Genomic DNA, 21,948 nt, shown 5'->3' with positions numbered 1-21,948 from the left:
GAAAACGAAGTGAAGAGTATTTGGTCGCAGTGACTTTGTTTGTTAACTTTATAGTAGCTCTCGAGAAAAATTTATTACATTTTCACCAAACTGAGTAATTGCTTGCTTCTTGAGAGGGTTTAACAGCAGCCGAACCTCAATGAGGTCATTTCCAACATCAGCAACCTCATCTTCATCTGCAGAGGTTTCGCAGATGGCAGTCATCTTGGCTTCCATTTCTGTCAGAGCCTCAAGAATAATTTTGGCTTCAGAAACGGTTAAATCGAGTTGAATACTACTCATGCAAATTTGCCTTCTTTTTTGAACACCCGAGTGGCAATCAATGCCATTTCTTCAAGTAATCCTTTGTATTTATCAACAGGCATATTACACGCCGGTGAAATACAATAGTGATGGGGTTTATCCTGAACCATCTTTAAACCAACCGGAGGCCTAGTGTTAGGAGCGAATCGCCACGCCCAACCTGTCATTGGCGATTCGTTGATCCCAACCTTATCAAAGACGCTAATGCCTTTACCGTTTGCGATAATAACCTTAATACCGTTAATTTCGATTATATCTACGTCTCTAGCGCGTACATTGGCAAGCTTTGGACTTGTGGAATTACCTAGTCGGAAGAGCTCTTCAGGGAGGATGTAAAATTCCATTGGAAACATGATGATGTCCTTTCCATGATTAAGAGTTAACGTTTTAGTATTTATGAGTTGCGCTGTTTGCGACGCATAAATCGCTTGTTGGACTTGGTCGAAGCCACATCCAAGTTAACGGGTAACTTTTTTCTTAACGTAAGATGCTATAGGAATTCGCTTTTTAACGGTAGTGGTATTTTGTACAATCTTTTGGCTAATTTCCTGTTCTGATTACACCTTTTAAGGTGGGTTTTGTTAGCTTTCATCTTTTTCGATTATTGCCTTTCCCTGATGTACCTTGCTAACTCACTTTACTGCATAAATGACTTACATAACTAGCTTTGAAGTGGTCAGAACCAACTACGTTAGTGGCCGTAGCCAATAAAGAATAAACAGCCACGTCAAAGATTACCAGCTAAGCGAATACATGACTGGCAGTAATAGCGATAAACTCACCCAAACGATAATCGTTAGTGGGACGCCCACTCGGACAAAATCGGTAAATTTATAGCCGCCAGCATGCATTACCAGTAGGTTAGTCTTATAAGCCATAGGGGTGGCATAACTCATATTGGCACCAAACAGCACCGCAATAACAAAGGGTTCGGGATCAACCTGCAGTTGCTGCGCAATGCTGATAGCAATAGGAGTGCCTATGACTGCAGCAGCATTATTAGACACAATATTGGTCATAATGGCCATTAACAACATCAATCCAGATACAATAACCGCCGGAGAAGCCCCTGCGGTTAACGCGACAAATACTTGTGCTAAATACTCTGCACCACCGGTTTTTAATAATGCCGCCCCCATCGCCAAACTCGCCGCCACAATCAAAATGACCTGAGTGCTTAGCGCCATAGAAGCATGACGCCAGGTTAAGCAGCGTGTGACCAGCATAAGCAGCACACCCCCTACGGCGCTTATCGCAATGGGAACGCCCCCAAATGCCGACACAAGAATAATTGCCGCCATAATCAGTAAAGCCGTTACCGCTTTATCCGTGTACGGAAGATCTGCGGTGGCATCGAGCACTAATAGCTCACCAGCACGTTTGATTTCGCCTATGGTATTTTGATCTCCCTGAACTAAAAGAACATCACCAATGCGCAAACGGGCCTGTGCTATTTTTTCACGCAGCGTCTCTACTGAGTTTCCCTCTCGATGTATTGCCAGCACCATTAATTGATAACGATCATAAAAGTTAAGCTGCCTCAAGGTCATACCAAGCAAAGGTGAACCTTGCATGACGACTATTTCGGCAATCTGCTGTCCCTCACCGGATAATGGATGTTCTTCATCAACAGGCGTATCTCCAACATAGAGCATGGCATCCAGAGCACTTTCCAGTTCCTTCAAATTTTCCGGAGTGTCATTCACCATCAACCGATCCCCAGCCTGAATTTGCGCATCGGGCAACGGTACAACATAGGTTCCAGTGCCCCGCATAATGCGTGATACTTCCAGCAAACCTGAGCTCTTTTCAATCAGTTCGGTCAATGTCTTACCGACTGCAAAACCGTCTTCCAATATAACCAGTTGGGCAGTAAATATTCTTGGGGAGGTATCGCTGAGTATGGCCTTACGAGCAGGCAGTAAGCGTGGCGCAATCAACCATAAATAAACTATAGCAATCGCGGCAACGATTGCTGCCGGTACAAAAAAATCAAACATCTGCAGTCTTCTTAAGCCCATATCTGCAGCAACTGAAACAACTAACAAATTCGTCGAGGTGCCAATACTGGTGCTCATACCGCCCACCAGAGTGGCAAATCCCATTGGCATTAACATCCCCGAAGCTGGCTCTCCGGTTCGCAGCGATACACTGATTAGAATAGGAAGCAGCAGTACGACTATCGGTACATTATTGACAAATGCACTCAGAAAAGCGCCAACCAGCAAGGTCAACAACATACTCAATGCGGGGCTCACAAGCCATAAGCGAGCCAGAATTCGGCCAAGAGGTACTAGCGCTCCGGTGCGCACTAAACCATTTCCGGCAATCATTAAGGCACACACTGCCACCAGCGCTTCATGGCCAAAACCACTGAAAAACTGCAACGCCTCAAGATGTTGCCCCTGCGAATTGATGTAAGGAAAAACAGTAAAACCGATGCTCAGCATTGCCAGAATAAACAGACTCGACGTCTCAATGGCAATAGATTCTCTGGTAAATAGAAACAGGGCAAGCAACACAAGCAATAACACAGCCAGTGCATGCGCATCAGGAAGCGGTGGCAAAGTCGTTATATTCATTGCTGGCACCTGTCGTTAACCTTTTCTATTGGTATGAGCATGGTAAGGCTAGGCTTGCTGTGAAGTTTTTCCACAAAGCGCTTCAAAGCAGGTTGAGATATGTTGAATATATATCAGTTAAATATTAGGCATTGTTTCTAACTAAAGCGAATTGAAGGTACGCGCGACAAACTTATCTGCGGTGAGTCCTTACTGGGCAATACCCCCCCCAAACGTAAAAACAACCATAATAAAGCAAACGTAATTTACGCGAGTAAGCACTTTGCCTGTTGCAAGGTCGCTAACTCATCTTCCGTTGGATTAAGCGCGATAACACTGTCAATTTGCATCAGTAACGACTGCCAAAGCGGTTCGATAACTTGGCGCTGAATCTCGTTGGCGTGCAAATTAGCTTGTTGTAATAAATACGCTGCTTGTACCACATCGATACGGCCTAAAATGCCGTCGGCTAAGGCGACACTCAGTTCAATCATCGCGGTGACATTACGGCCGTATTTAATCACTTCATGTAAATAGTGTTCAGCAATATTAAGTTGCTGTTGGCTAGCACCATCGTCGTGCAAAATATCACTGCCACAACGTAACATCGCATCTAATTGACCTTGCTCGGCGGCTTCTTGCATCCATTGCTGGCTCGTAGCGATATCAACCTGGCAGCCCTCACCTTGTTCAAGCATCAGCGCCAAATGATATTGTGCATGCGGGTAACCGGTTTGCGCGGCTTTATTTACCCATAAGTAAGCTTGTTCAAATTGTTGGTTTTGATAAAACAGCACCCCAAGGTTTGACATTGCTTCAGCATCTTCTGCATTAGCGGCTAATGTCAGCAATGTTTCGGCTTGATTAATATCCACTTCAAATTGATCACTGCCCACCAGATAAAAGAAACCTAATAAGGCCTGCGCATTAACAATACCTTGTGCTGCAGCTTGCGCAATAAACGCCTCGCCCGTCGCAGGATTTGCCGCACCACTATAGCCATGCAGTAAGCTCACGCCATGCTCAAACAATGCCGCTTGATGATGAACTGATGCAATATCAAACCAATGTGCTGCTTGGGCAAATACATCCGCTGACGTTTGCTCAACCGTGGTTGATATAAGGCTTGGAGTGTTTGATTCTGCTGAATTTGAACTTGACGATGTTGAGCGTGATGATGCTGAACTTGAACTTGAATTTGCTAAGAGTGAACCGTCTGTGGTTTGCGCCAACGCACGCTCTTGCTCTTGTAGCATTAATCCTTTGGCTTTAAGTGACATCCCCACTAAATACTGTGCTTCGGGGTCATTCTTCATCACTGCGCGATAACATAAGTCGCGGCCAGCATATGAATCAAATGCTTCAAATTGATAGCGCGGAGCAGCACCTTGATGCAGTGAAGGATATAGCTTTGCAATTATTTGCAGAATTTGATGGATCGACTTTTCTGCGATGCTAACAAGCTGAGTTTGAGTTAAATGATATTTTTCAGGATGCGCACCACGATTACCATCACTGCGCAATCGGTGTAACGCCCGCACTGCAGCAACATCAATAACGCGTCGAAGGTTTAGCTGCTCGATACGATCATACAAGTTTGCCGAGGTAAACGTTACATCATGCTGCACCGCTAATTGAGCGGCGAGTTTATGGGTAAAGCTGCGAATGTAAACTAACGCTTGGGTAGGAATATCGCGTACATAGCTTTTAGCTAAACGGTAATCATCGCTCAACTCAACAGAGAAACCATTAATAAACTCAATATCATTTAACAATAGTTTCTCCTTTTAGCATGTTGATTGAATATTTATCCCTCTGCTTTATCGGCATCCGGTGTTTTACGATTAACCATATACAATCTAAATAACGCAATATTAACAAACAAACCTAAGAACGAAAACGTTGCTTCAACCACCAGCTGCAATGGAAAACCAACTTGCATCGCGACTTGTGAAAACATGCCAGCTAATAGAGACAATGGCACGTACAGCATTAATACCGCAATGGTTTTAATCGTTATAGGGCCGCTAAATTTAAAGCTACTCTTAATCGCTTCTAAAGGTGTTAAACGTTCAACCACCACCATAAAGTTCACATAGGCGAGGCGAGAAAACAAGTACAAGCTCACGATTAAGCCAATCAACCATAGTGGGCCAAACGCAGCAAAGATCATCACCGGCGCTAAAATGGCTAAACCAGAAAATACTCCAGCCAGTAATAATGGCGGTACAAAAGGCAAACTAGCCTTTAATATTTGTGCCGGGGCAAGATCATGGCCTTGAGAGCGTAGCTCTAAATACAAAGTTAATGCGGCAATTAAAAACGAAAATACCAACAATAACACCATCATTGCTGCAGCGTGTACTGCACCGAATTGTGGGTTTTCAGCATCAGCCTGTAGCATTTCATTACCTAGCCAAAGTTGAATAGCGACTTGGATTAACAGTAATGGCAGCGTCAGTACGGCAAGCTGACGGATGTGGTTTCGAAAAAAGTTAAATGCTTCAGTCAAAATTGCAAACAATGACATGTGGGTTCCAGTAATCTATTAACAACGAATATTGCGCTTAGGATACCCAAAAAAAATGCATTTTGCACAAGTCTAATGTGTAAAAATCGCGATCATCTGTCGCATTTATGTAAATCAGGGTAAAATGATGCATAAGTTTAGACATTGAGCCACATCAAAGGACACTTATTATGAAATTAACTTCTGCATTACCGGTACTGTTTACCGTCTTCGTATTCTCAGCACCAGCATCTGCGGGCTGGTTAGACAACGTTGCTGAAATAACTAAAAAACCAGCAACTGAACAAGCCAAAACCATTGCACTGTCTGAAACAATAGAACAATCTGAAACAACTGAGCAATCAAGTGCTTTAGTGGGTAACGTTATGTCTCAACTTGGTTTATCTCAAACCCAAGCTGAAGGCGGGTTAGGCTCACTACTTAGCTTGGCTCAAACCAATTTAGGTGAAAATGATTTTAGCCAATTAAGCGACAGCATCCCAAATGCGGACGGTCTACTGGCTGCAGTTCCTGCTTTATCATCAGGCAATGGCATGTCAGGATTATTGTCACAAGCAGGTGATTTAGGCTCTGCATTACAAGGTAGCGCAATGGTATATGATGCTTTTGAAAAGCTTGGTATCTCAAAAGAATATATTACTCCTATGGTTGATATCGCTAAAAACTATCTCCAACAGAGTGGTGGTGACGGTACGGTTGATTTATTAATGAAAGGCTTAGGTTCAGTCCTATAATCATTATTAAGACGGCTTAAAGCTACCCTAACACCCGCGTTAACATTATTTAATCCCAAGCCATTCGCTTGGGATTAGCATTTTTGCTAGCATAAAAATGAATAGTAACATTGGACAGAATAATTATGATCGCCAAACTAAAGCAATTTCTCCAATCGCATACTCAAGAAAGTAGCCCAGAAGAGAAACAGAAAAACCTCAACCTGGCCGCGGCAACCCTATTGCAAGAGGTTGTGTACGCCGACGAAAATTTGGCTGCTGCTGAAGCTGCTTTACTGCCCGAAGTGCTCATCAGCACTTTAGGCATTAACCCAGAAGAAGCGATAACCCTTATAAAAGAAGCAAATCAAAGCCGTAAAAATGCCACGTCTCTATTTGAGTTTACCGCCGAAATCAATGCTCAATTTAGTATTGATGACAAACAAAAATTACTGCTGTCAATGTGGCAATTAGCTTATGCCGATGGTGAATTGTCGCAATATGAAGACCAAATTATTCGCCGTACAGCTGATTTACTGCATTTAAAGCACAGTGAACTGATTCAAATGCGCAATATCGCCATGGAAACTCGCTAAATAATAGCCAATTAGCCTTGGCTATTATTGAGTAAATACTTACGCGTAAGATGAGCTTTTTGCCACCACATAAAAGGGGCGATAACCAACACCAATACAATGGCGTAAATCATATTACTGCCAAGCGCGATGCCCAAACCAACACAAAACAAACAACCTGCAATCACTAATGGTAGATACCGCTTGCTGAGTAACTTAGCTGCAGACAACATCGCCAATAAGTAAATAATCACAAACACGCCATTACTCCAAGCGATTAAGTCTTCTAATTCTTGAGTGCTATAAAAGGTCACGATGATCACCACCGCCATAGCCCCCAAAATGGCAAACAAGGCTCTAAAGGGCACACCGTGTGGGTTTAATTTATCAAAATAGCGCGGTAAAATGCCTTCTTTACTGAAGCTCCACAATAAACGCGCGGCGCTAGCAGCATACACATTCACGGTTGCTAACCCGCTGGCAATACCTAATACTCCGATGATATACGCGCCATATCCACCCAAAAAGGTGTTTGATAACAAATAATCAAATGCCGATATCATCGCTAAGCCGTCACCCTCGGTTGGTACCATTAGCAATAAAAAAGTACAGGCTAAATAAATAACACCCACTAATACGGTGCCCATCATCATTGCAGGCAGCAAATCTTTTTCGGGTTGGCGAAAGTCGCTGGCAAGATGTGTCATGGCCTCAATGCCTAGAAAACTCCAAAAACCAATACCCATTGCTAGCATCACCCCACTAAACTGCGGATGACTGCCATGCGCAAAGGTTTGTAGCTGATCGACATTTAACCCGCTGGCACCAAATAATATTGCGACTACCGATACAATCAACAAGGTTAACGCAAACTGTAATTTTGCCGACACCTGAATACCTTTAATATTCAGCAGCAATAACACAGCCACAATCAATAACTCTGCGACTAATTGACCTAGCCCAGAAATCGATATTAATGCTTCTAAAAATTGAAAGGTCATTAAAATTGCAGCAGGTGCACCAATGGGGATCACTAATAAAAAAATCAGCCCAATTGTTCGGCCTGCTGTAGCACCAAATGCTTTTTCAATAAAGTAAGCTGGACCCGCTGCATGCGGGAATCGACTCGCTAACAAACCAAATACTAATGCGACTGGAATAATGGCTACCGTTAATAACAACCATGCTAATAGCGAACCTGAGCCTGCTACCTCTATGGTCATTTGCGGTAAAATAAATACCCCAGTGCCTAGCAATGTGGTGGCCATTAAGCCAGCGCCTTGCCAGCGTCCTATTGTTGCGGTCATTTGATTCATTATCTTATTCTTACTGTGATATATTGCGATATTATAAGGCCAAACAGTAAAACATTCTGCGGGTTAATGAGCTCAAGTTGCTTTGCTAAACCGACAATATGACGGATAAAAGGCAACTTTCCGTCATAATGACAGTATGTAGGTGTGACACACAATTATCGGGATATAAATCATTGGATAAATTTGATAAAGCGATTATAAACGAATTACGCCACAATGCTCGACAGAGTATTTCGTTTATTGCTGAGCAAGTGAATTTATCGCGCAGTGCTGTCACCGAGCGAATTAAGAAATTAGAACAAACGGGGGTTATCCGTGGCTATCAGGTTTTACTGAGTGAGTCGCAAAAACAAGGCGTGTCGGCATACTTTGAAATTCAGCATCGTTGCGCCCGTTGCGCCGAAGTCATCCATATTTTCACCACCATACCGGAAGTGATAACTTGCCAAGGCATTACCGGCGACATGGATTTATTGGTTTATGTGCATGCCAATTCTATGCAACGATTACATGAAATCCGCGAATTTATTGATGCTCAAGCTGACATCGTCAAAATTAAAACCCATGTAGTCATGAGCGAATGGATAAACAATCAAGCCTAAAAAAGCTCTGTATAGACAGAGCTTAATGGTTAAGTATGTTAACTGTAACTAAGCTAATTGCTTACCTATTTCTAACCCTTTACCTCTTAACTCGATGAGCTTCTCGGCTAGCCCAGCCATATCCATTTTAATAATGCCCGCTTTGTGGTTAGTTATATCTGCCAACCAAGCGGTAAAAGATTCGTCATCTCGTTGATCATCCCAATGTGCAAACACCTCGTGCGACAAATAGATAACGGCAGCCAGCTTAGATGCAGGCTTAGCATTAAGCGGTGCGCGTTGATGCTCGATCCCTTGCACTAATGAAGGAGTAAATTTCCATGCTTTAGCTAATAGAGCACCAACAGAGGGTGAGTCGAAACCTAATAAGCTCGTTTCAAGCTGTTGCTTATCAGCCCCTTCAGCGACAGCGGCTCTGATTTGTGCTGCGACCGAAGGCTCAACAACGGCAATCAGTAAATCACCAATATTGTGTAAAATTGCGCACGTAAAAGCTTCATCTGGTGCAACGCCACATCGTTTGGCTACTTCTTGTGAATACAGGGCGACTTCAAAAGTCTCACCCCAGAATTGGGCGAGATCAATCCCTTCTGCATTAGGAATTGCACCAATAACCGCAGAAGCAATCACTAACGTCCGCAACGTTTGCATGCCTAATCGAATCACAGCTTCGTCAATAGAACCCACTTCACGACTGCGACCAAAATGAGCTGAATTAGCTAACCTCAATACTCTAGCGCTAATAAGAGGATCTTGAGCCACTTTGGCTGCAATACTCTTTACGGTGGTATTTTCATTATTAACCGCATCTAACAATTCACTAACCGCTTTGGGTAAGCGAGGTAACTCATCAACTCTTTTTAATAATGCAGCAGATTCCATATTCCGAGAGTCCTTGTTATTATTTTTAATACAATAAATAAATCATATTAATAACATTAGCACAACATAAATAAAGCAAGAGAGGATGAGGCTGATATTTGATTGTAGCCTTAACAACTTATTTCGCAGATTTTGGATAAAAATCTGCGCTAAATCTTAGATATAACGCTAACTTGGCGTTACACTAATATTCGTTTATTTATTTGTAATATGAGCCAATATGCAACAACAGACCAGCGCCGATATGAATTTGTTATGGGGTCAATTGATCTTGGAAGAGCTTGCACGCTTAGGGGTTAAGCATGTGTGTATGGCACCAGGTTCTCGCTCAACTCCGCTAACATTGGCCGCTGCTAGTCAAACCCAGCTCACTCGTCATATTCATTTTGACGAGCGTGGTTTAGGGTTTATGGCCCTTGGATTGGCAAAAGCCAGCAATGCGCCAGTCGCCATCATTACCACTTCAGGCACCGCCGTGGCCAATCTTTATCCAGCCATTGTTGAGGCGTGGTTAACCCATGTGCCGCTGATTATTTTATCTGGTGACAGACCACCAGAGCTGATTGATTGTGGTGCGAATCAAGCGATTATTCAGCCAGCTATTTTTGCTCAATATGCTAAACAAGTTAACTTACCAACGCCTGATCTTGGTTATCCGGCTAATGCATTATTGAGTACTATCGATCATGCTGTAGCTAACCAACACCAGCCGGTTCACATAAACTGTATGTACCGTGAGCCGCTATACCCAACAGAATTGGTGACATTGGCTCACGTAAAAAAAACCGCGAGCTTTACAACTGCAACCTATCTTGCACCATTAAACCAGTGGTTTGAAAACACTAAACCACTGACGCGCTATGCTAGCCTAACGACTGCTGAGTTACCCACTACAGACACCTTAATGCGCTTTGTTCACGGTAAAGGCGTGATCGTGGTTGGTACCTTAGCTCCTGAAGATAATCCACAGCAAATCGTCGCGTTAGCACAAAAGCTTGGCTGGCCAGTATTAGTTGATGCACAATCACAGTTGCGTCAGCATCCAGGCGTAATAGGCCACGTTGACCAGTTATTATTAAACCCGAAAGCCAACAAACAACTCGAGCAAGCTGAGCGGATATTAGTCTTTGGTGGGCGTTTTATTTCTAAACGTTTACTTCAATATATTGCCCAACAATCTTGGCATAGCTACTGGCATGTAAGTAAATACGGCGATCGTTTAGACCCGAGCCATCAATCTAAAGAATTTTATCAGGCAAGTGTTCAAGCGGTATGCCAATTACCTTGGCCACGCTCATCACAAGCCAACTGGGCATTACAATTATTACCGCTGAATGAGTCATTGGAGTCCCTGTTTAAACAACAAATCGACAATACAACCTTTGGTGAAGCCCAAGTTGTGCGTGCCATAGCATTGGCTCAAACAGATCAACATATACTGTTTATCGGTAATAGTTTACCTATCAGGCTCTACGATATGTACGCACCAATTGCCACCAATACACCGGCAATTTATACCAACCGAGGGGCATCGGGCATTGATGGATTAATTGCAACCGCTTGTGGCGTAGCCGCAGACAAAAATGCATCTACAACCCTAGTGATGGGCGACCTATCCTGTTTGCATGATTTCAATTCTCTGGCACTGTTAAAACAAATGACTCAACCATTTGTGCTGGTTATTATTAATAATGATGGCGGTAATATTTTTAATCTATTACCTGTACCCAATGAAAGCCTGCGCAATGATTTTTATCGATTAAGCCACGGTTTAGAGTTTGGTTATGGCGCTGCTATGTTTGGTTTAGCCTATCGACAAGCAGATGATATTGAGTCGTTTAATCAAGCGTATCAAGAAGCCTTTGAGTTTAATTGTGCCTCAGTGATTGAAGTCAATGTCAGCCCAACTCAAGCCAGCGACCAAATAGCACAAATCAGTCAATGGGTGAAACAACACTAATGGTAATGATCAGTCGCTTTGGCCAACCACAATTACCAGCATTATTAATGCTGCATGGTTTTTTGGGTAGTAAAGACGACTGGTCTATTTTAATGCCACGTTTAAGCCAATATTTTCATTGTATTTGCATTGATTTACCAGGCCATGGCGCTAACGTAGACACTTTAAACTCACCGGGATTACACCAAGCGGCAGAGCTTATTGTGAGTAAAATGCATAGCATGGGTTATATGCAGTTTCATGTATTGGGTTACTCACTCGGCGGACGGATAGCGCTGCATATTGCAGATGATTATGCTGATTCGCTCTTGAGCTTAACGCTCGAATCCGCTCATCCTGGCTTGCAAGATGCTCAGCAACAAGCCGCGCGAGCTAAAAGCGATAGTATCTGGGCGAAAAAACTCCAGCATATGCCCATAGCGGACTTTCTAAGTCTTTGGTATCAACAAGCAGTTTTTAATGATTTGAGTCAATCTCAAAAGCAGCAACTTATTGCAATACGCCGCAGCAATGATCCACAACGCTTAACCAATTGTTACATGACAACGTCTCTTAGTTTGCAGCAAGACTGCCGCACTGTACTTGAGTCGCTAACGTGTCCATGTCATTTTATGTATGGGGTTGATGACAAAAAATTTGCTCAGGTGGCTATAGATTGGCAGGCGACACTGGCAGAGTCTGGTTTAGGCACTTTGCAGTTACATCCTTTGCACGCCGCAGGACATAATATTCACAGCCTGCATCCTCAATTGTTTACCGACACCTTACTGGGGTTATTGTGCTTAGATCCGTTAACGGATCCAAAGGAGTAACAATGTCATCAGATAACTCAACGATAACCAGCTGTACTCTGTATCAATATCAAATTGAGCTCAACCCTAGTTTACCTGTAGGTATACAACGAATTGATTTTCGTAAAGGGTTAGTGCTTGCTATCCAGCTCAATAATCAACAAGTGGCTTGGGTTGAAATTGCCCCATTATCAGGCATCGATATTGATAGCCAACCAATAACAGGGTTTAGCCAAGAGTCGCTTGATGAGGTGACATCACAACTGTTGTCAATATTACCGAGTTTGATCGATCAACCCTTAGCGATTTTAGCCAATATTGCCGAGCAGATGTCGCTGCCATCATTGGCATTCTCATTGAGCTTATTGGATGCAAAACTAACCCATCGATTGCCTGTTCGCATCGAAAATCCACAGACTCAGTTAGCTGTGGTGCCATTACTTTACGATGGAATGTCAGCACACGTTATTACTCAAAAGTTACAGACACTGAGCAGCATCAACAGCGTAAAAATTAAAGTCGCTCAAACCAGTATGGAAAGCGAAATCAAATTTATTTATCAAGTGCTGGCAATCGCACCTCACGTAACATTACGCTTAGATGCTAATCGTGGTTTTAGTCTTGAACAGGCTATCGACTTTTTAGCGTGTTTACCAAAACACAAAATTGAATATATTGAAGAGCCATGTATTAACCCCAGTGATAATGCCCAAATACACCGGCAATTAGGAATAAAATATGCTTTAGATGAGTCATTAAATTCATCTCAATTTGATCTCGATTTAGCATTACAACAACCCGGTTTAGGCGCATTAATTATCAAACCCATGTTATTGGGTTCGCTGGATAAATTGCAAAACATGATTAGCCAAGCTCATCTTGCTGGTGTGCGCGGTATAGTAAGTTCAAGCTTAGAAGCTGACCTCGGTATCAGCGACTTACGCATAGTGAGCCAGGCACTAACACCAGATGAACCACCAGGCCTTGATACATTAAGCGCCTTTGGCAAACCCTTGCTGTTAGCCACCTCAGGGTTATCTCCACGGCTAAATCATCAAGTGTTGCAATTACTGACTCACATCGGCCAACCACAAGACTCAGGCGAGGCTGATATATAATGATGTCACCTTTGCATCAAGCAGCATTAAATCATCCAGATGCTATTGCTATTGAAAGTAGCCATAAAGCCGTCAATCCGAGCATCACTACTGGTAATAAGACTTGCAACAATACTTGCCCCACGACTCGCGTCAGTTATGCTCAGTTAAGTGGTTTAGTTCACTGCGTAGTGCAACAATTGCAATCACAAGGTGTTAAGCATGGCGATATTGTAGCTTGTGTGTCACACAATAATATTGACATGATTTGCCTATATTGGGCATGCATTGATGCGGGATGGATATTTTTACCTTTGTCACCTCGATTGGCTGATGTGCAGATTAATCAGCTTATCAAACGCTTTGATCTCCAATGGTTATGGACCGATAACGTCAGCAGAAAAACCGCTATTGAGATTGCCTACTGGCTCGATATTGAACTGCCTCAAAAAGTAGATCAACTAAGCAACCAAGCTGTTGAGGTATCACCGCATCAAGCTTCCAATATTATTCTCACATCTGGTTCAAGTGGAACACCCAAAGCTGCGGTACATTGCTTAACTAACCATTTGAGCAGCGCCAAAGGGGCTGCAACGTTTATTGCTTTAGCGCCGTCTGACGCTTGGCTATTATCGTTACCACTGTTTCATATTGGTGGGTTGGCCATTATTCATCGTTGCACTTTGGCTGGAGCCTGCATTGTATTGCGAGATCCCGCATTGACACTGGCCGAACAGCTAACAAGTAGCCATATCACCCATGTGTCATTAGTGCCAACCCAAGCGATACAGATACTCCAGCAACATCCCGCGGCGTTTACCAATGTAAGCGCATTACTGTTGGGCGGCGGAGCCATAGAACCGGCTCTTATTGATGCACTACAACACCTGCACATTAACGCTTACACCAGCTATGGTATGACAGAGATGAGCTCGCAAATTACCACCGCTAAAGCCAATTTATTAGGCCATCATGGTTGTCCTTTGCCTTCAAGACAACTGAGGTTGAAAGACGGGGTAATTTGGGTAAAAGGTGAGTGTTTATTTTTAGGCTATTTAACCGACCAGGGGTTAAGCTTGCCATTAGATGATCAAGGTTGGTTTTGTACCCACGACAAAGGACTGTTAGATCCAGAGGGACAACTGAGTATTTTAGGCCGCATGGATAACATGTTTATTTGTGGCGGTGAGAACATTCATCCAGAACAACTTGAAGCAGTATTATTAACTCATCCCAATGTCGCGCAAGCGATTGTATTTGCCCTAGACGATACAATTTTTGGCCACTTACCTGCTGCCATTATTGATTATTGTGTCGCAGACAATAGTACTAATGCAATTGAACTCGAAACCGTTAATGCCAATCCAGTTGATTTCGAGACCGTTAACATGGAGGCTGTTGACTTAAAGACTGTTGATTTAAGAGCCATTGATGTCGACAACATTAACCTGCAGCTGAGTCAGTTAGTTGAATCAACACTGGCGCGTTTCAAGCGGCCTAGACAATTTTTTGGTTGGCCAAAAGACGTCGTCACCAGTGGTTTAAAAGTGCCAAGAAAAAGCATCATCAACGCCATTCAAACCCAGATAGACGCAGCAAAAATAGCACCATAATAATATTGATTGCTCAACAACGCTTAACCATCGGTGGCTTCGGCCTATTTGATGGCACTAAATTCGCTTATTCGAAATTTACCTATACGACACTGGCTAACTCTAAAGTGAATGGGTCTACATTGGATTGATCTCAGTTCAACATCAATTAATGCTGATAAAGCTTCGCAGCCAAATTATCAAATTATCAAATTCCAGCCATAAAAAAACCTGCCGTAGCAGGTTTTAATCTATCAAAATCGAATACGCTGGAGTGTTACTCCATACAAGATTTAAGCTTGTTCATGGCATTCTTTTCTAACTGTCTGATTCGCTCAGCAGAGACTTCATAAGTCGATGCAAGTTCCTGCAAAGTCACTTTAGTATCATCTAACCAACGCGCACGTAATATATGCTGACTACGTTCGTCTAAGGTTTTAATGGCTGATAATAAACGTGTTTGAGAGTCTGCTTCCCAATTGGCATGCTCAACCTGATCCGCCACATCTGAAGAATGATCTTCTAAATATAATGCTGGGGCAAAATCATGATGATCGTCATCGCTGTCATTGGTTAAGTCGAAGGCCGGATCTTGGGCTGCCATCCGTGATTCCATTTCGGTCACATCAGCTTTCGATACACCTAAATTCTCTGCAACCATGGTCACTTCAGCGTCACTAAACCAACCTAAACGCTTTTTAGACTTACGAATATTAAAGAATAATTTACGCTGTGCTTTCGTGGTCGCTACTTTCACGATACGCCAGTTTTTCAACACGTATTCATGAATTTCAGCTTTAATCCAATGCACCGCAAAAGACACAAGGCGAACACCAACATCTGGGTCGAAGCGTTTAACCGCTTTCATCAAGCCAATGTTACCTTCTTGAATAAGATCTGCCTGTGGTAAACCGTATCCTGAATAACCTTTCGCAACATGCACAACAAAACGAAGATGCGACATAATTAATTGCTTTGCCGCTTGTAGGTCGCCATTTTCTTGTAAACGCTTGGCGATGTCGTACTCTGTATCGGCGTCCAGCATATTGATGCTGGTCACAGACTGGATGTACGCTTCTAGGCTACTAGCATTATGCGGAACCGCCAGCGCCATTGATTGCGTTTGATAAGTCATTCGCTCTCCTACTACATTCAAAAATATATTTCAGCTAACTCGGTACGATGATTCTGTACGATGAATAAGGTCTCTTGGTTCACAACACAAGAGAGCTAACTCGATTTAGCCGATAAACTATCAACTATATGACATCATATGTCAAATAAGGTTCTACTAGATGAACATTTTTACCGCAAGGCTATCGCAATGCAAGTGAACAAACGTTCATTATTAAGGCTTAAGCTTCATTATACGCCTGCAATTATGACGGTTCAATGCTACGTAAGTGTTGTCGTACAGATAAATATGAGCCAAACCAGCCTAAGAATGATGCCAATAACACCAGTTTAATCAACTCTGAAAATGTTAATGACTGGATGGTTAATTCACTGCCATATAATCCCAGTAACTCTGCTAAGGCACCATCGAGATACCACACTAACACATTAATAATGAGCCAAGCCAAAATGCCACCGATGACCCCATACCAAATTCCAGTATATAAAAACGGACGTTGAATAAAGGCTTCGGTTGCACCCACTAGCTTCATTACTTCAATTTCGGTTCGACGGTTCATAATCGCAAGCCGAATGGTATTGCCAATAACTAACACCACCGCAAGAACCAGCAAGGCAGCAATGGCCAACACTGTTTTTTCAAGTAATTTAAGTAATGCCTGCAGACGCTCTAACCATTCAATATCTAAACGACCAAAGTTAACTTCGGATTCACGTTCTAATTTTACCAGTAACTCACGCGCCCCTGTGGGACTAGAATACTTAAGCGAAGGCGTTACCGTAACGACTGCAGGTAGTGGGTTTTCATCTAAATATGACAACGCCTCACCAAAACCAGATAAACGTTGAAACTCTTCTAATGCTTGATCGCGACTAATATAAGTGACCGATTCAACCTCGCGGAATGCTTTGATACGCGACAACAAACTTTGAATGGATTGCTCACTGCGGCCTTTATTAATAAATAACGAAATTTCAGCGGCACTGTTCCAAGATTGAGTGATGTTTTCAGCATTTTTTACCAGTACCTGCAATGCCGCCGGTAAACTTAAACTCACGCCCAATACTGCCATGGTCATAATGGATGAAACAGGGCTGCGCCAAAGTTCTCCCATACTCGACATGCCTTGTTGCACATGGCGAATAAAAAACATCACAATACGACCGCTTAAAGGTAATTTACTCTGAGTAATATTCACTTTTTTACTCATCGTATTGTCTCCCCACCAGCAGTAGAACGTTCTCCACCGAGCATACGTCCTTCACGCAGAGTAAAAGTGCGATATTTCATGCGCGCAATAAGGCCTAAATCATGGGTGGCAATTAGCACGCTAGTACCCGAGTCATTAAAGGCTTCGAATAAGCGTAAAATATCCATCGATAATTTAGGGTCTAAGTTACCCGTAGGTTCATCGGCCAACAACAGTGGTGGCTTGTTAACAATAGCGCGGGCAATGCCGACTCGTTGTTGTTCACCACCCGACAGCATTATCGGCAAATGCCGTTCTTTGCCATATAAACCCACCATGTCGAGTGCGCCAGCAACACGCTTACGAATTTCGCCATGGGTGAAACCTTCGATCACTAACGGCAAGGCAATATTGTCAAATACGGTTTTATCCATCAACAAGTGATGATTTTGGAAGATCACCCCAATATTGCGACGTAAATAGGGCACATGTTTTGGCCCTACATTGGCAATGTTATGCCCATTAATAGACACCTTACCTGCCGTAGCACGTTCAATAACCGTAATAAGTTTGAGCAAGGTACTTTTACCCGCACCAGAATGGCCGGTTAAAAAAGCCATTTCACCTTGTCGAAGGTGAAAGTTGACATCCATAAGGGCCTTTTGGCCTCCAGCATAGATTTTACTGACCTGCTCAAATTGGATCATAAATTATTGGTCCGTTTTATCCTGGCTAAATAATGCTTCAATAAAGTCATTGGAGTTAAAAGTACGCAAATCATCAATTTGCTCACCGACACCAATATGACGAATAGGAATAGAAAACTTATCGGCAATCGCAAAAATCACCCCACCTTTGGCGGTACCATCTAATTTACTGATGGTAATCCCCGTCACGCCAACCGCCTCTTTAAACAACTGTGCTTGGCTAATAGCATTCTGACCAGTGCTGGCATCTAACGTTAGCATGACTTCATGGGGCGAATCTGGGTCGAGTTTTTTCATCACTCGCACGACCTTCTTCAACTCTTCCATTAAGTGACTTTTGTTTTGCAAACGTCCTGCTGTATCAGCAATTAATACGTCTACTTTACGCGCTTTAGCGGCTTGCAAGGCATCAAATATGACTGAAGCACTGTCTGCGCCAGTATGTTGGGCCACGACCGGAATATTATTGCGTTGTCCCCACACTTGTAACTGCTCAACGGCTGCTGCGCGGAAGGTATCACCGGCTGCTAACATGACAGATTTACCTTGGCTTTGGTACTGTTTAGCCAGTTTACCAATTGTGGTGGTTTTACCCACACCATTGACACCAATCATAAGAATGACAAACGGGCCATTGGCGTTATCGGGAACTAAAGGAATGGCTACCGGATCGAGCATTTTTTGCATTTCTTCACGCATTAAATCATAAAGTGCTTCTGCATCTTTAAGTTGCTTACGTGATGCATGCTCGGTCAGGCTTTTAATTAATTTATTGGTGGTTTCGACACCCACATCAGCGATTAACAATTGTTCTTCGAGTTCTTCAAATAACTCATCATTAATTTTTTTACCGCGAAATAAGCCAATGAAGCCAGAACCAATATTCTCACTGGTGCGCATTAAGCCACGTTTTAAGCGGGCAAACATACCCTCTTTTTGTGGTTTAGCTTGCGGTTCATCTTGTTGTGCTAACTCAATAGACTCTATCGGTGCTTGTTGCTCGGCTGCCTGTTGTTCTGCTAATTGCTGCTCTGCTAATTGCTGTGCGGCTAGTTCTGTAGCTAAAGCTTCGGTTGCTAAGGCTTCAGCTGCTAACGTTTCTGCAGCAATACGTTCAGCATCGACACGGGCTTGTTCTGCTCGTTCATTGTCGATATGCTCTTGCTCAAGACGCTTCGTTTCTAGATGAAGCTGTTCAAGACGAATCTGTTCAGCACGTTCGGCTTCTAAACGTTCAGTTTCTAAACGCTGAATCTCTTGTGCTTGCTTTTGTTGCTCAGCCTGCTCAGCGACTAGCTTTTCTGCAGCAATACGCTCAGCATCGATACGGGCTTGTTCTACTCGTTCACTGTCGACACGCTCTTGCTCAAGACGCTTATTTTCTAGATCAAGCTGTTCAAGACGAAGTTGTTCAATACGTTCGGCTTCTAAGCGTTCAGTTTCTAAACGCTGAGTCTCTTGTGCTTGCTTTTGTTTCTCTGCCTGCTCAACGGCTAGCTTTTCTGAAGTTAAAACATCAGCAGCTAACTTATCCGCGGCAATACGCCCAGTGTCGATATGCGCTTGTTCTGCGCGTTCGCTTTCGAGACGTTCTTGCTCAAAACGCTCAACATCTAGACGCGCTGTTGCTTCAGTTTGCTTTTGCAGCTCAGCTTGTTGGGTTTGGTCAGCAGACTCTGTTGCAACTTCATTTTCCGCATCAATATCGAGTTGTTGCTGTTCTTCAACTTCAGGGACGGGCTTATCTTTACGAAACCAGGAAAAAAAACCTTTCTTTGCCATGTTTGCTACCAGTATTTATATGCTTAAAAATTCAGTTGAAGCCGTTTGTTGCATCTCTAACCAGTAAAATGATGAATACTCACATTTAATCACAAGTTTGATATAAAATAACGGCGGTTCAGATTGTGGCATAGTCTACCACTTTCTATTTTCTTTGTTCAGGCAAAATCACGAGGGTGAGATGGCTAAAAAAAATACCAGCAGCGGTCAGGTGCGGATTATTTCAGGTCAATGGCGATCTCGTAAGCTACCGATCCATGATCTTGAAGGTTTACGCCCAACAACTGATCGCGTCCGCGAGACCTTATTTAATTGGCTTGCCAACGATATCCGTGGTGCCAGAGTACTCGATTGCTTTGCCGGCAGCGGTGCTTTATGCCTTGAAGCTTTATCCCGTTATGCCAGTTTTGCTACCATAATTGAACTGCAAAAAAATGCTGCTAATCAGTTGAAACAAAACCTTGCCACCCTGCAATGTCAAAATGCACAGGTTATTAATGCCGACAGTTTACAAGTGCTTGCTAAAGGCACACCCAGTGGTTTTGATATTGTGTTTATCGATCCACCATTTCGTAAAGATTTAGTAAACAAAACCATTGAGTTATTGATGCAACATCAATGGTTAAACCCCAATGCACAAATTTATCTCGAAACCGAATCAGAATTAACCTCAGTCAATGTGCCAGCAACCTGGGTTGCCTTAAAAGAAAAAAAGGCAGGTCAAGTATGTTATCGACTGTACCAATATCAGTCGAACAATACCGAATTATCGGCAGATTAAGTTAATGCCTATATCAATACACGATATTATACTAATTGGTAAAACGGCCACTTTGTCGATGTGGTGTTTGGTGGCTTACGGCTTGTTTATTTTCAGCCCTGATGTATCGCTGTTTATTAATACGTTTGCCTTTATAACCGCGGCAATGCACATGTTATTTGTGCTACTCACACGCTTAAAAAATTTCCGAAACAGTATACCTGCGGCACATTATCGGGCGATTTTGCTGTGGGGAGTATTTGCACTATTTGAGCAACATCATTCACAGTACGCTAGCCCGCTTGTTAACCGCAGCAACAAATAATAAAAATGACGATTATCTGAGACATTGGCATAAAAAAACCTCGTTATTTAACGAGGTTTTTTAGTTAACAACATCGGCACATTACTTTTTAGGGTAAGGATGCGCGACACCTTTATGACAATCGACACAGGTCTTTCTGTCTTCTGGTGCTTTTTTAAAGTTCATACTGTGCATTCTTACGGCCATTTTCTTCATCGTATCAGGCTGATCTTCATAAATACGAGTGTGGCAATGCTGACAGTTAGCCGAATCATTACTGCGGAAGTATTCTAATGCTAAATCAGCTTGTTCTTTACGGTTTTCATCTAACCATTCTTGCGTCATAAAGCCATCAATGGTCATCAAGCCAATAATGTCCTTAGAAACAATGATTTTTTTAACTAAATAATCAAATGGGCCATGTGGTAAGTGACAATCTTGACATTGTACTGTGACACCTGCTCTACCACCACCATGGGCTGACGCCATAACCTCTTCTCTTAACGAGTGGTCACGGTGACATGTCATACAAAAAGCATCGCTACTTGTTGCATGTAAAGTTTGTTGTGTTGCGAAATAACCTACGACACCCACAATTACACCAACCACAATAAGGGCAATAATCGAGTACTTCGCGCTTGGTTTAAATAGTGCACGCCAGTTCATTGTTCAATCTCCGTAATAGCAAAAAAGGAATTTCTAATATTTATAAGTCTAGTTTAGGATTATTCGAAATTATAAAATTGATTTTAGTCGCCATTTTGAGAATTGTTTATCTAAAATATGTCTAAAATGCGAGCTAGATCTCGACTTTTGCACATGCCGTACCGAAATAATGATCAATTACTGGATCAGGTCAACGAAGTGGCCAATAAAGATAACGTTGAGTAAAAGAGTGAACTTGTCAGTGTCCAAATTTGTTTTTGATTTTAAATTTGATTTTAAATTTGATTTTAAATTTGATTTTAAATTTGATTTTAAATTTGATTTTAAATTTGATTTTAAATTTGATTTTGAATTTAAGTATTAGCCTTCGCCCTTCACTAGTAGCGAATAACACTGAAGAGCAAAAATTAACAACAGCGGTGGTAGATAAATGCAGGAGATAACATTTATCTCCTGCCAAATATTAGTGAAACAATCACTCAC

General features: G+C 42.6%; 21 protein-coding genes. 9 read left to right on the top strand and 12 right to left on the bottom strand.

Going from position 1 to position 21,948, the window contains the following annotated elements; all coding sequences use genetic code 11:
- Positions 1-48 precede the first annotated feature (48 nt).
- The 5 genes from GUY17_RS01565 to GUY17_RS01545 form a co-directional block, all read right to left on the bottom strand.
- Positions 49-282, bottom strand: coding sequence for a hypothetical protein (locus GUY17_RS01565; protein ID WP_162022092.1), 234 nt, complete (start codon positions 280-282; stop codon positions 49-51).
- Positions 279-656 carry a hypothetical protein gene (locus GUY17_RS01560; RefSeq protein WP_011635781.1) on the bottom strand — a complete coding sequence of 126 codons (378 nt, stop codon included), beginning with the start codon at positions 654-656 and terminating at the stop codon, positions 279-281. The genes GUY17_RS01565 and GUY17_RS01560 overlap by 4 nt, the downstream gene beginning before the upstream one ends.
- A 381-nt stretch (positions 657-1,037) precedes the next feature.
- Positions 1,038-2,885 (bottom strand): SLC13 family permease, encoded by a 1,848-nt coding sequence (locus GUY17_RS01555; protein ID WP_162022091.1) that lies wholly within the window; start codon positions 2,883-2,885, stop codon positions 1,038-1,040.
- A 245-nt stretch (positions 2,886-3,130) separates the two neighbouring features.
- The gene (locus tag GUY17_RS01550; RefSeq protein WP_162022090.1) at positions 3,131-4,639 is read right to left on the bottom strand and encodes a tetratricopeptide repeat protein; all 1,509 of its coding nucleotides are present in this window, start codon (positions 4,637-4,639) and stop codon (positions 3,131-3,133) included.
- Between the two features lie 32 nt (positions 4,640-4,671).
- Complete coding sequence (locus tag GUY17_RS01545; RefSeq protein ID WP_101084911.1) at positions 4,672-5,394, bottom strand: hypothetical protein; 723 nt, start codon at positions 5,392-5,394, stop codon at positions 4,672-4,674.
- Positions 5,395-5,564: 170 nt separating this feature from the next.
- Between GUY17_RS01545 and GUY17_RS01540 the strand changes: the two genes are divergently transcribed.
- Both GUY17_RS01540 and GUY17_RS01535 read left to right on the top strand, forming a co-directional pair.
- Entirely contained in the window at positions 5,565-6,128 is a 564-nt protein-coding gene (locus GUY17_RS01540; RefSeq protein WP_162022089.1) for a DUF2780 domain-containing protein, read from the top strand.
- 125 nt (positions 6,129-6,253) lie between these two features.
- On the top strand, positions 6,254-6,703 hold the full coding sequence (locus GUY17_RS01535) for a TerB family tellurite resistance protein (protein ID WP_162022088.1): 450 nt from the start codon (positions 6,254-6,256) through the stop codon (positions 6,701-6,703).
- Positions 6,704-6,714: 11 nt separating this feature from the next.
- Here GUY17_RS01535 and yjeH read toward each other — a convergent pair whose 3' ends face one another.
- Positions 6,715-7,998, bottom strand: a complete 1,284-nt coding sequence (gene yjeH / locus GUY17_RS01530) for an L-methionine/branched-chain amino acid transporter (RefSeq protein ID WP_101084908.1) — start codon at positions 7,996-7,998, stop codon at positions 6,715-6,717.
- Between the two features lie 173 nt (positions 7,999-8,171).
- Here yjeH and GUY17_RS01525 point away from each other — a divergent pair, with 173 nt between their 5' ends.
- On the top strand, positions 8,172-8,600 hold the full coding sequence (locus tag GUY17_RS01525; RefSeq protein WP_101084907.1) for an Lrp/AsnC family transcriptional regulator: 429 nt from the start codon (positions 8,172-8,174) through the stop codon (positions 8,598-8,600).
- 48 nt (positions 8,601-8,648) lie between these two features.
- On the opposite strand, the gene GUY17_RS01520 is transcribed toward GUY17_RS01525, so the two are convergent.
- A complete protein-coding gene (locus GUY17_RS01520; protein WP_162022087.1) occupies positions 8,649-9,482 on the bottom strand; it encodes an HDOD domain-containing protein in 834 nt (277 codons plus the stop codon).
- A 220-nt stretch (positions 9,483-9,702) separates the two neighbouring features.
- Here GUY17_RS01520 and menD point away from each other — a divergent pair, with 220 nt between their 5' ends.
- Genes menD through menE form a run of 4 tightly spaced genes read left to right on the top strand, consistent with a single transcriptional unit; the run spans position 9,703 to position 14,943 of the window.
- Positions 9,703-11,442, top strand: a complete 1,740-nt coding sequence (gene menD, locus GUY17_RS01515; RefSeq protein ID WP_162022086.1) for a 2-succinyl-5-enolpyruvyl-6-hydroxy-3-cyclohexene-1-carboxylic-acid synthase — start codon at positions 9,703-9,705, stop codon at positions 11,440-11,442.
- The gene (gene menH / locus GUY17_RS01510; RefSeq protein WP_162022085.1) at positions 11,442-12,254 is read left to right on the top strand and encodes a 2-succinyl-6-hydroxy-2,4-cyclohexadiene-1-carboxylate synthase; all 813 of its coding nucleotides are present in this window, start codon (positions 11,442-11,444) and stop codon (positions 12,252-12,254) included. Before menD ends, menH begins: the two co-directional genes overlap by 1 nt.
- Before the next feature lie 2 nt (positions 12,255-12,256).
- A complete protein-coding gene (menC, locus tag GUY17_RS01505; protein ID WP_162022084.1) occupies positions 12,257-13,351 on the top strand; it encodes an o-succinylbenzoate synthase in 1,095 nt (364 codons plus the stop codon).
- Positions 13,351-14,943 (top strand): o-succinylbenzoate--CoA ligase, encoded by a 1,593-nt coding sequence (gene menE / locus GUY17_RS01500; protein WP_101084902.1) that lies wholly within the window; start codon positions 13,351-13,353, stop codon positions 14,941-14,943. Before menC ends, menE begins: the two co-directional genes overlap by 1 nt.
- Positions 14,944-15,199: 256 nt before the next feature.
- Here the strand turns inward: menE and rpoH are convergent, their stop codons facing one another.
- From rpoH to ftsY, 4 genes are all read right to left on the bottom strand, one after another.
- The gene (gene rpoH / locus GUY17_RS01495) at positions 15,200-16,057 is read right to left on the bottom strand and encodes an RNA polymerase sigma factor RpoH (protein WP_011635768.1); all 858 of its coding nucleotides are present in this window, start codon (positions 16,055-16,057) and stop codon (positions 15,200-15,202) included.
- A gap of 244 nt (positions 16,058-16,301) precedes the next feature.
- Positions 16,302-17,267 carry a permease-like cell division protein FtsX gene (gene ftsX / locus GUY17_RS01490; RefSeq protein ID WP_101084901.1) on the bottom strand — a complete coding sequence of 322 codons (966 nt, stop codon included), beginning with the start codon at positions 17,265-17,267 and terminating at the stop codon, positions 16,302-16,304.
- Positions 17,264-17,953: a cell division ATP-binding protein FtsE gene (gene ftsE, locus GUY17_RS01485; RefSeq protein WP_101084900.1), complete on the bottom strand. Its 690-nt coding sequence runs from the start codon at positions 17,951-17,953 to the stop codon at positions 17,264-17,266. Before ftsE ends, ftsX begins: the two co-directional genes overlap by 4 nt.
- A 3-nt stretch (positions 17,954-17,956) precedes the next feature.
- Positions 17,957-19,735 (bottom strand): signal recognition particle-docking protein FtsY, encoded by a 1,779-nt coding sequence (gene ftsY / locus GUY17_RS01480; RefSeq protein ID WP_162022083.1) that lies wholly within the window; start codon positions 19,733-19,735, stop codon positions 17,957-17,959.
- A gap of 181 nt (positions 19,736-19,916) precedes the next feature.
- On the opposite strand from ftsY, the gene rsmD reads away from it, so the two are divergent.
- Together rsmD and GUY17_RS01470 are read left to right on the top strand one after the other, a co-directional pair.
- Entirely contained in the window at positions 19,917-20,516 is a 600-nt protein-coding gene (gene rsmD / locus GUY17_RS01475; RefSeq protein WP_162022082.1) for a 16S rRNA (guanine(966)-N(2))-methyltransferase RsmD, read from the top strand.
- Between the two features lie 4 nt (positions 20,517-20,520).
- Positions 20,521-20,820: a DUF1145 domain-containing protein gene (locus tag GUY17_RS01470; protein ID WP_101084897.1), complete on the top strand. Its 300-nt coding sequence runs from the start codon at positions 20,521-20,523 to the stop codon at positions 20,818-20,820.
- Positions 20,821-20,901: 81 nt separating this feature from the next.
- Here the strand turns inward: GUY17_RS01470 and GUY17_RS01465 are convergent, their stop codons facing one another.
- Positions 20,902-21,465: a NapC/NirT family cytochrome c gene (locus GUY17_RS01465; protein ID WP_162022081.1), complete on the bottom strand. Its 564-nt coding sequence runs from the start codon at positions 21,463-21,465 to the stop codon at positions 20,902-20,904.
- Between the last annotated feature and the right edge of the window lie 483 nt (positions 21,466-21,948).

It is taken from the genome of Shewanella sp. Arc9-LZ (assembly GCF_010092445.1).
Lineage (GTDB): Bacteria > Pseudomonadota > Gammaproteobacteria > Enterobacterales > Shewanellaceae > Shewanella.
This window is presented reverse-complemented; position numbering and strand designations above follow the sequence as displayed.

What these genes read in the sequence shown, in the direction of transcription:
- GUY17_RS01565 (WP_162022092.1), bottom strand. Translation starts at nt 282, where the DNA reads ATGAGTAGTATTCAACTCGATTTAACCGTTTCTGAAGCCAAAATTATT.
- GUY17_RS01560 (WP_011635781.1), bottom strand. Translation starts at nt 656, where the DNA reads ATGTTTCCAATGGAATTTTACATCCTCCCTGAAGAGCTCTTCCGACTA.
- GUY17_RS01555 (WP_162022091.1), bottom strand. Translation starts at nt 2,885, where the DNA reads ATGAATATAACGACTTTGCCACCGCTTCCTGATGCGCATGCACTGGCT.
- GUY17_RS01545 (WP_101084911.1), bottom strand. Translation starts at nt 5,394, where the DNA reads ATGTCATTGTTTGCAATTTTGACTGAAGCATTTAACTTTTTTCGAAAC.
- GUY17_RS01540 (WP_162022089.1), top strand. Translation starts at nt 5,565, where the DNA reads ATGAAATTAACTTCTGCATTACCGGTACTGTTTACCGTCTTCGTATTC.
- GUY17_RS01535 (WP_162022088.1), top strand. Translation starts at nt 6,254, where the DNA reads ATGATCGCCAAACTAAAGCAATTTCTCCAATCGCATACTCAAGAAAGT.
- yjeH (WP_101084908.1), bottom strand. Translation starts at nt 7,998, where the DNA reads ATGAATCAAATGACCGCAACAATAGGACGCTGGCAAGGCGCTGGCTTA.
- GUY17_RS01520 (WP_162022087.1), bottom strand. Translation starts at nt 9,482, where the DNA reads ATGGAATCTGCTGCATTATTAAAAAGAGTTGATGAGTTACCTCGCTTA.
- menD (WP_162022086.1), top strand. Translation starts at nt 9,703, where the DNA reads ATGCAACAACAGACCAGCGCCGATATGAATTTGTTATGGGGTCAATTG.
- menH (WP_162022085.1), top strand. Translation starts at nt 11,442, where the DNA reads ATGGTAATGATCAGTCGCTTTGGCCAACCACAATTACCAGCATTATTA.
- menC (WP_162022084.1), top strand. Translation starts at nt 12,257, where the DNA reads ATGTCATCAGATAACTCAACGATAACCAGCTGTACTCTGTATCAATAT.
- menE (WP_101084902.1), top strand. Translation starts at nt 13,351, where the DNA reads ATGATGTCACCTTTGCATCAAGCAGCATTAAATCATCCAGATGCTATT.
- rpoH (WP_011635768.1), bottom strand. Translation starts at nt 16,057, where the DNA reads ATGACTTATCAAACGCAATCAATGGCGCTGGCGGTTCCGCATAATGCT.
- ftsX (WP_101084901.1), bottom strand. Translation starts at nt 17,267, where the DNA reads ATGAGTAAAAAAGTGAATATTACTCAGAGTAAATTACCTTTAAGCGGT.
- ftsE (WP_101084900.1), bottom strand. Translation starts at nt 17,953, where the DNA reads ATGATCCAATTTGAGCAGGTCAGTAAAATCTATGCTGGAGGCCAAAAG.
- ftsY (WP_162022083.1), bottom strand. Translation starts at nt 19,735, where the DNA reads ATGGCAAAGAAAGGTTTTTTTTCCTGGTTTCGTAAAGATAAGCCCGTC.
- rsmD (WP_162022082.1), top strand. Translation starts at nt 19,917, where the DNA reads ATGGCTAAAAAAAATACCAGCAGCGGTCAGGTGCGGATTATTTCAGGT.
- GUY17_RS01470 (WP_101084897.1), top strand. Translation starts at nt 20,521, where the DNA reads ATGCCTATATCAATACACGATATTATACTAATTGGTAAAACGGCCACT.
- GUY17_RS01465 (WP_162022081.1), bottom strand. Translation starts at nt 21,465, where the DNA reads ATGAACTGGCGTGCACTATTTAAACCAAGCGCGAAGTACTCGATTATT.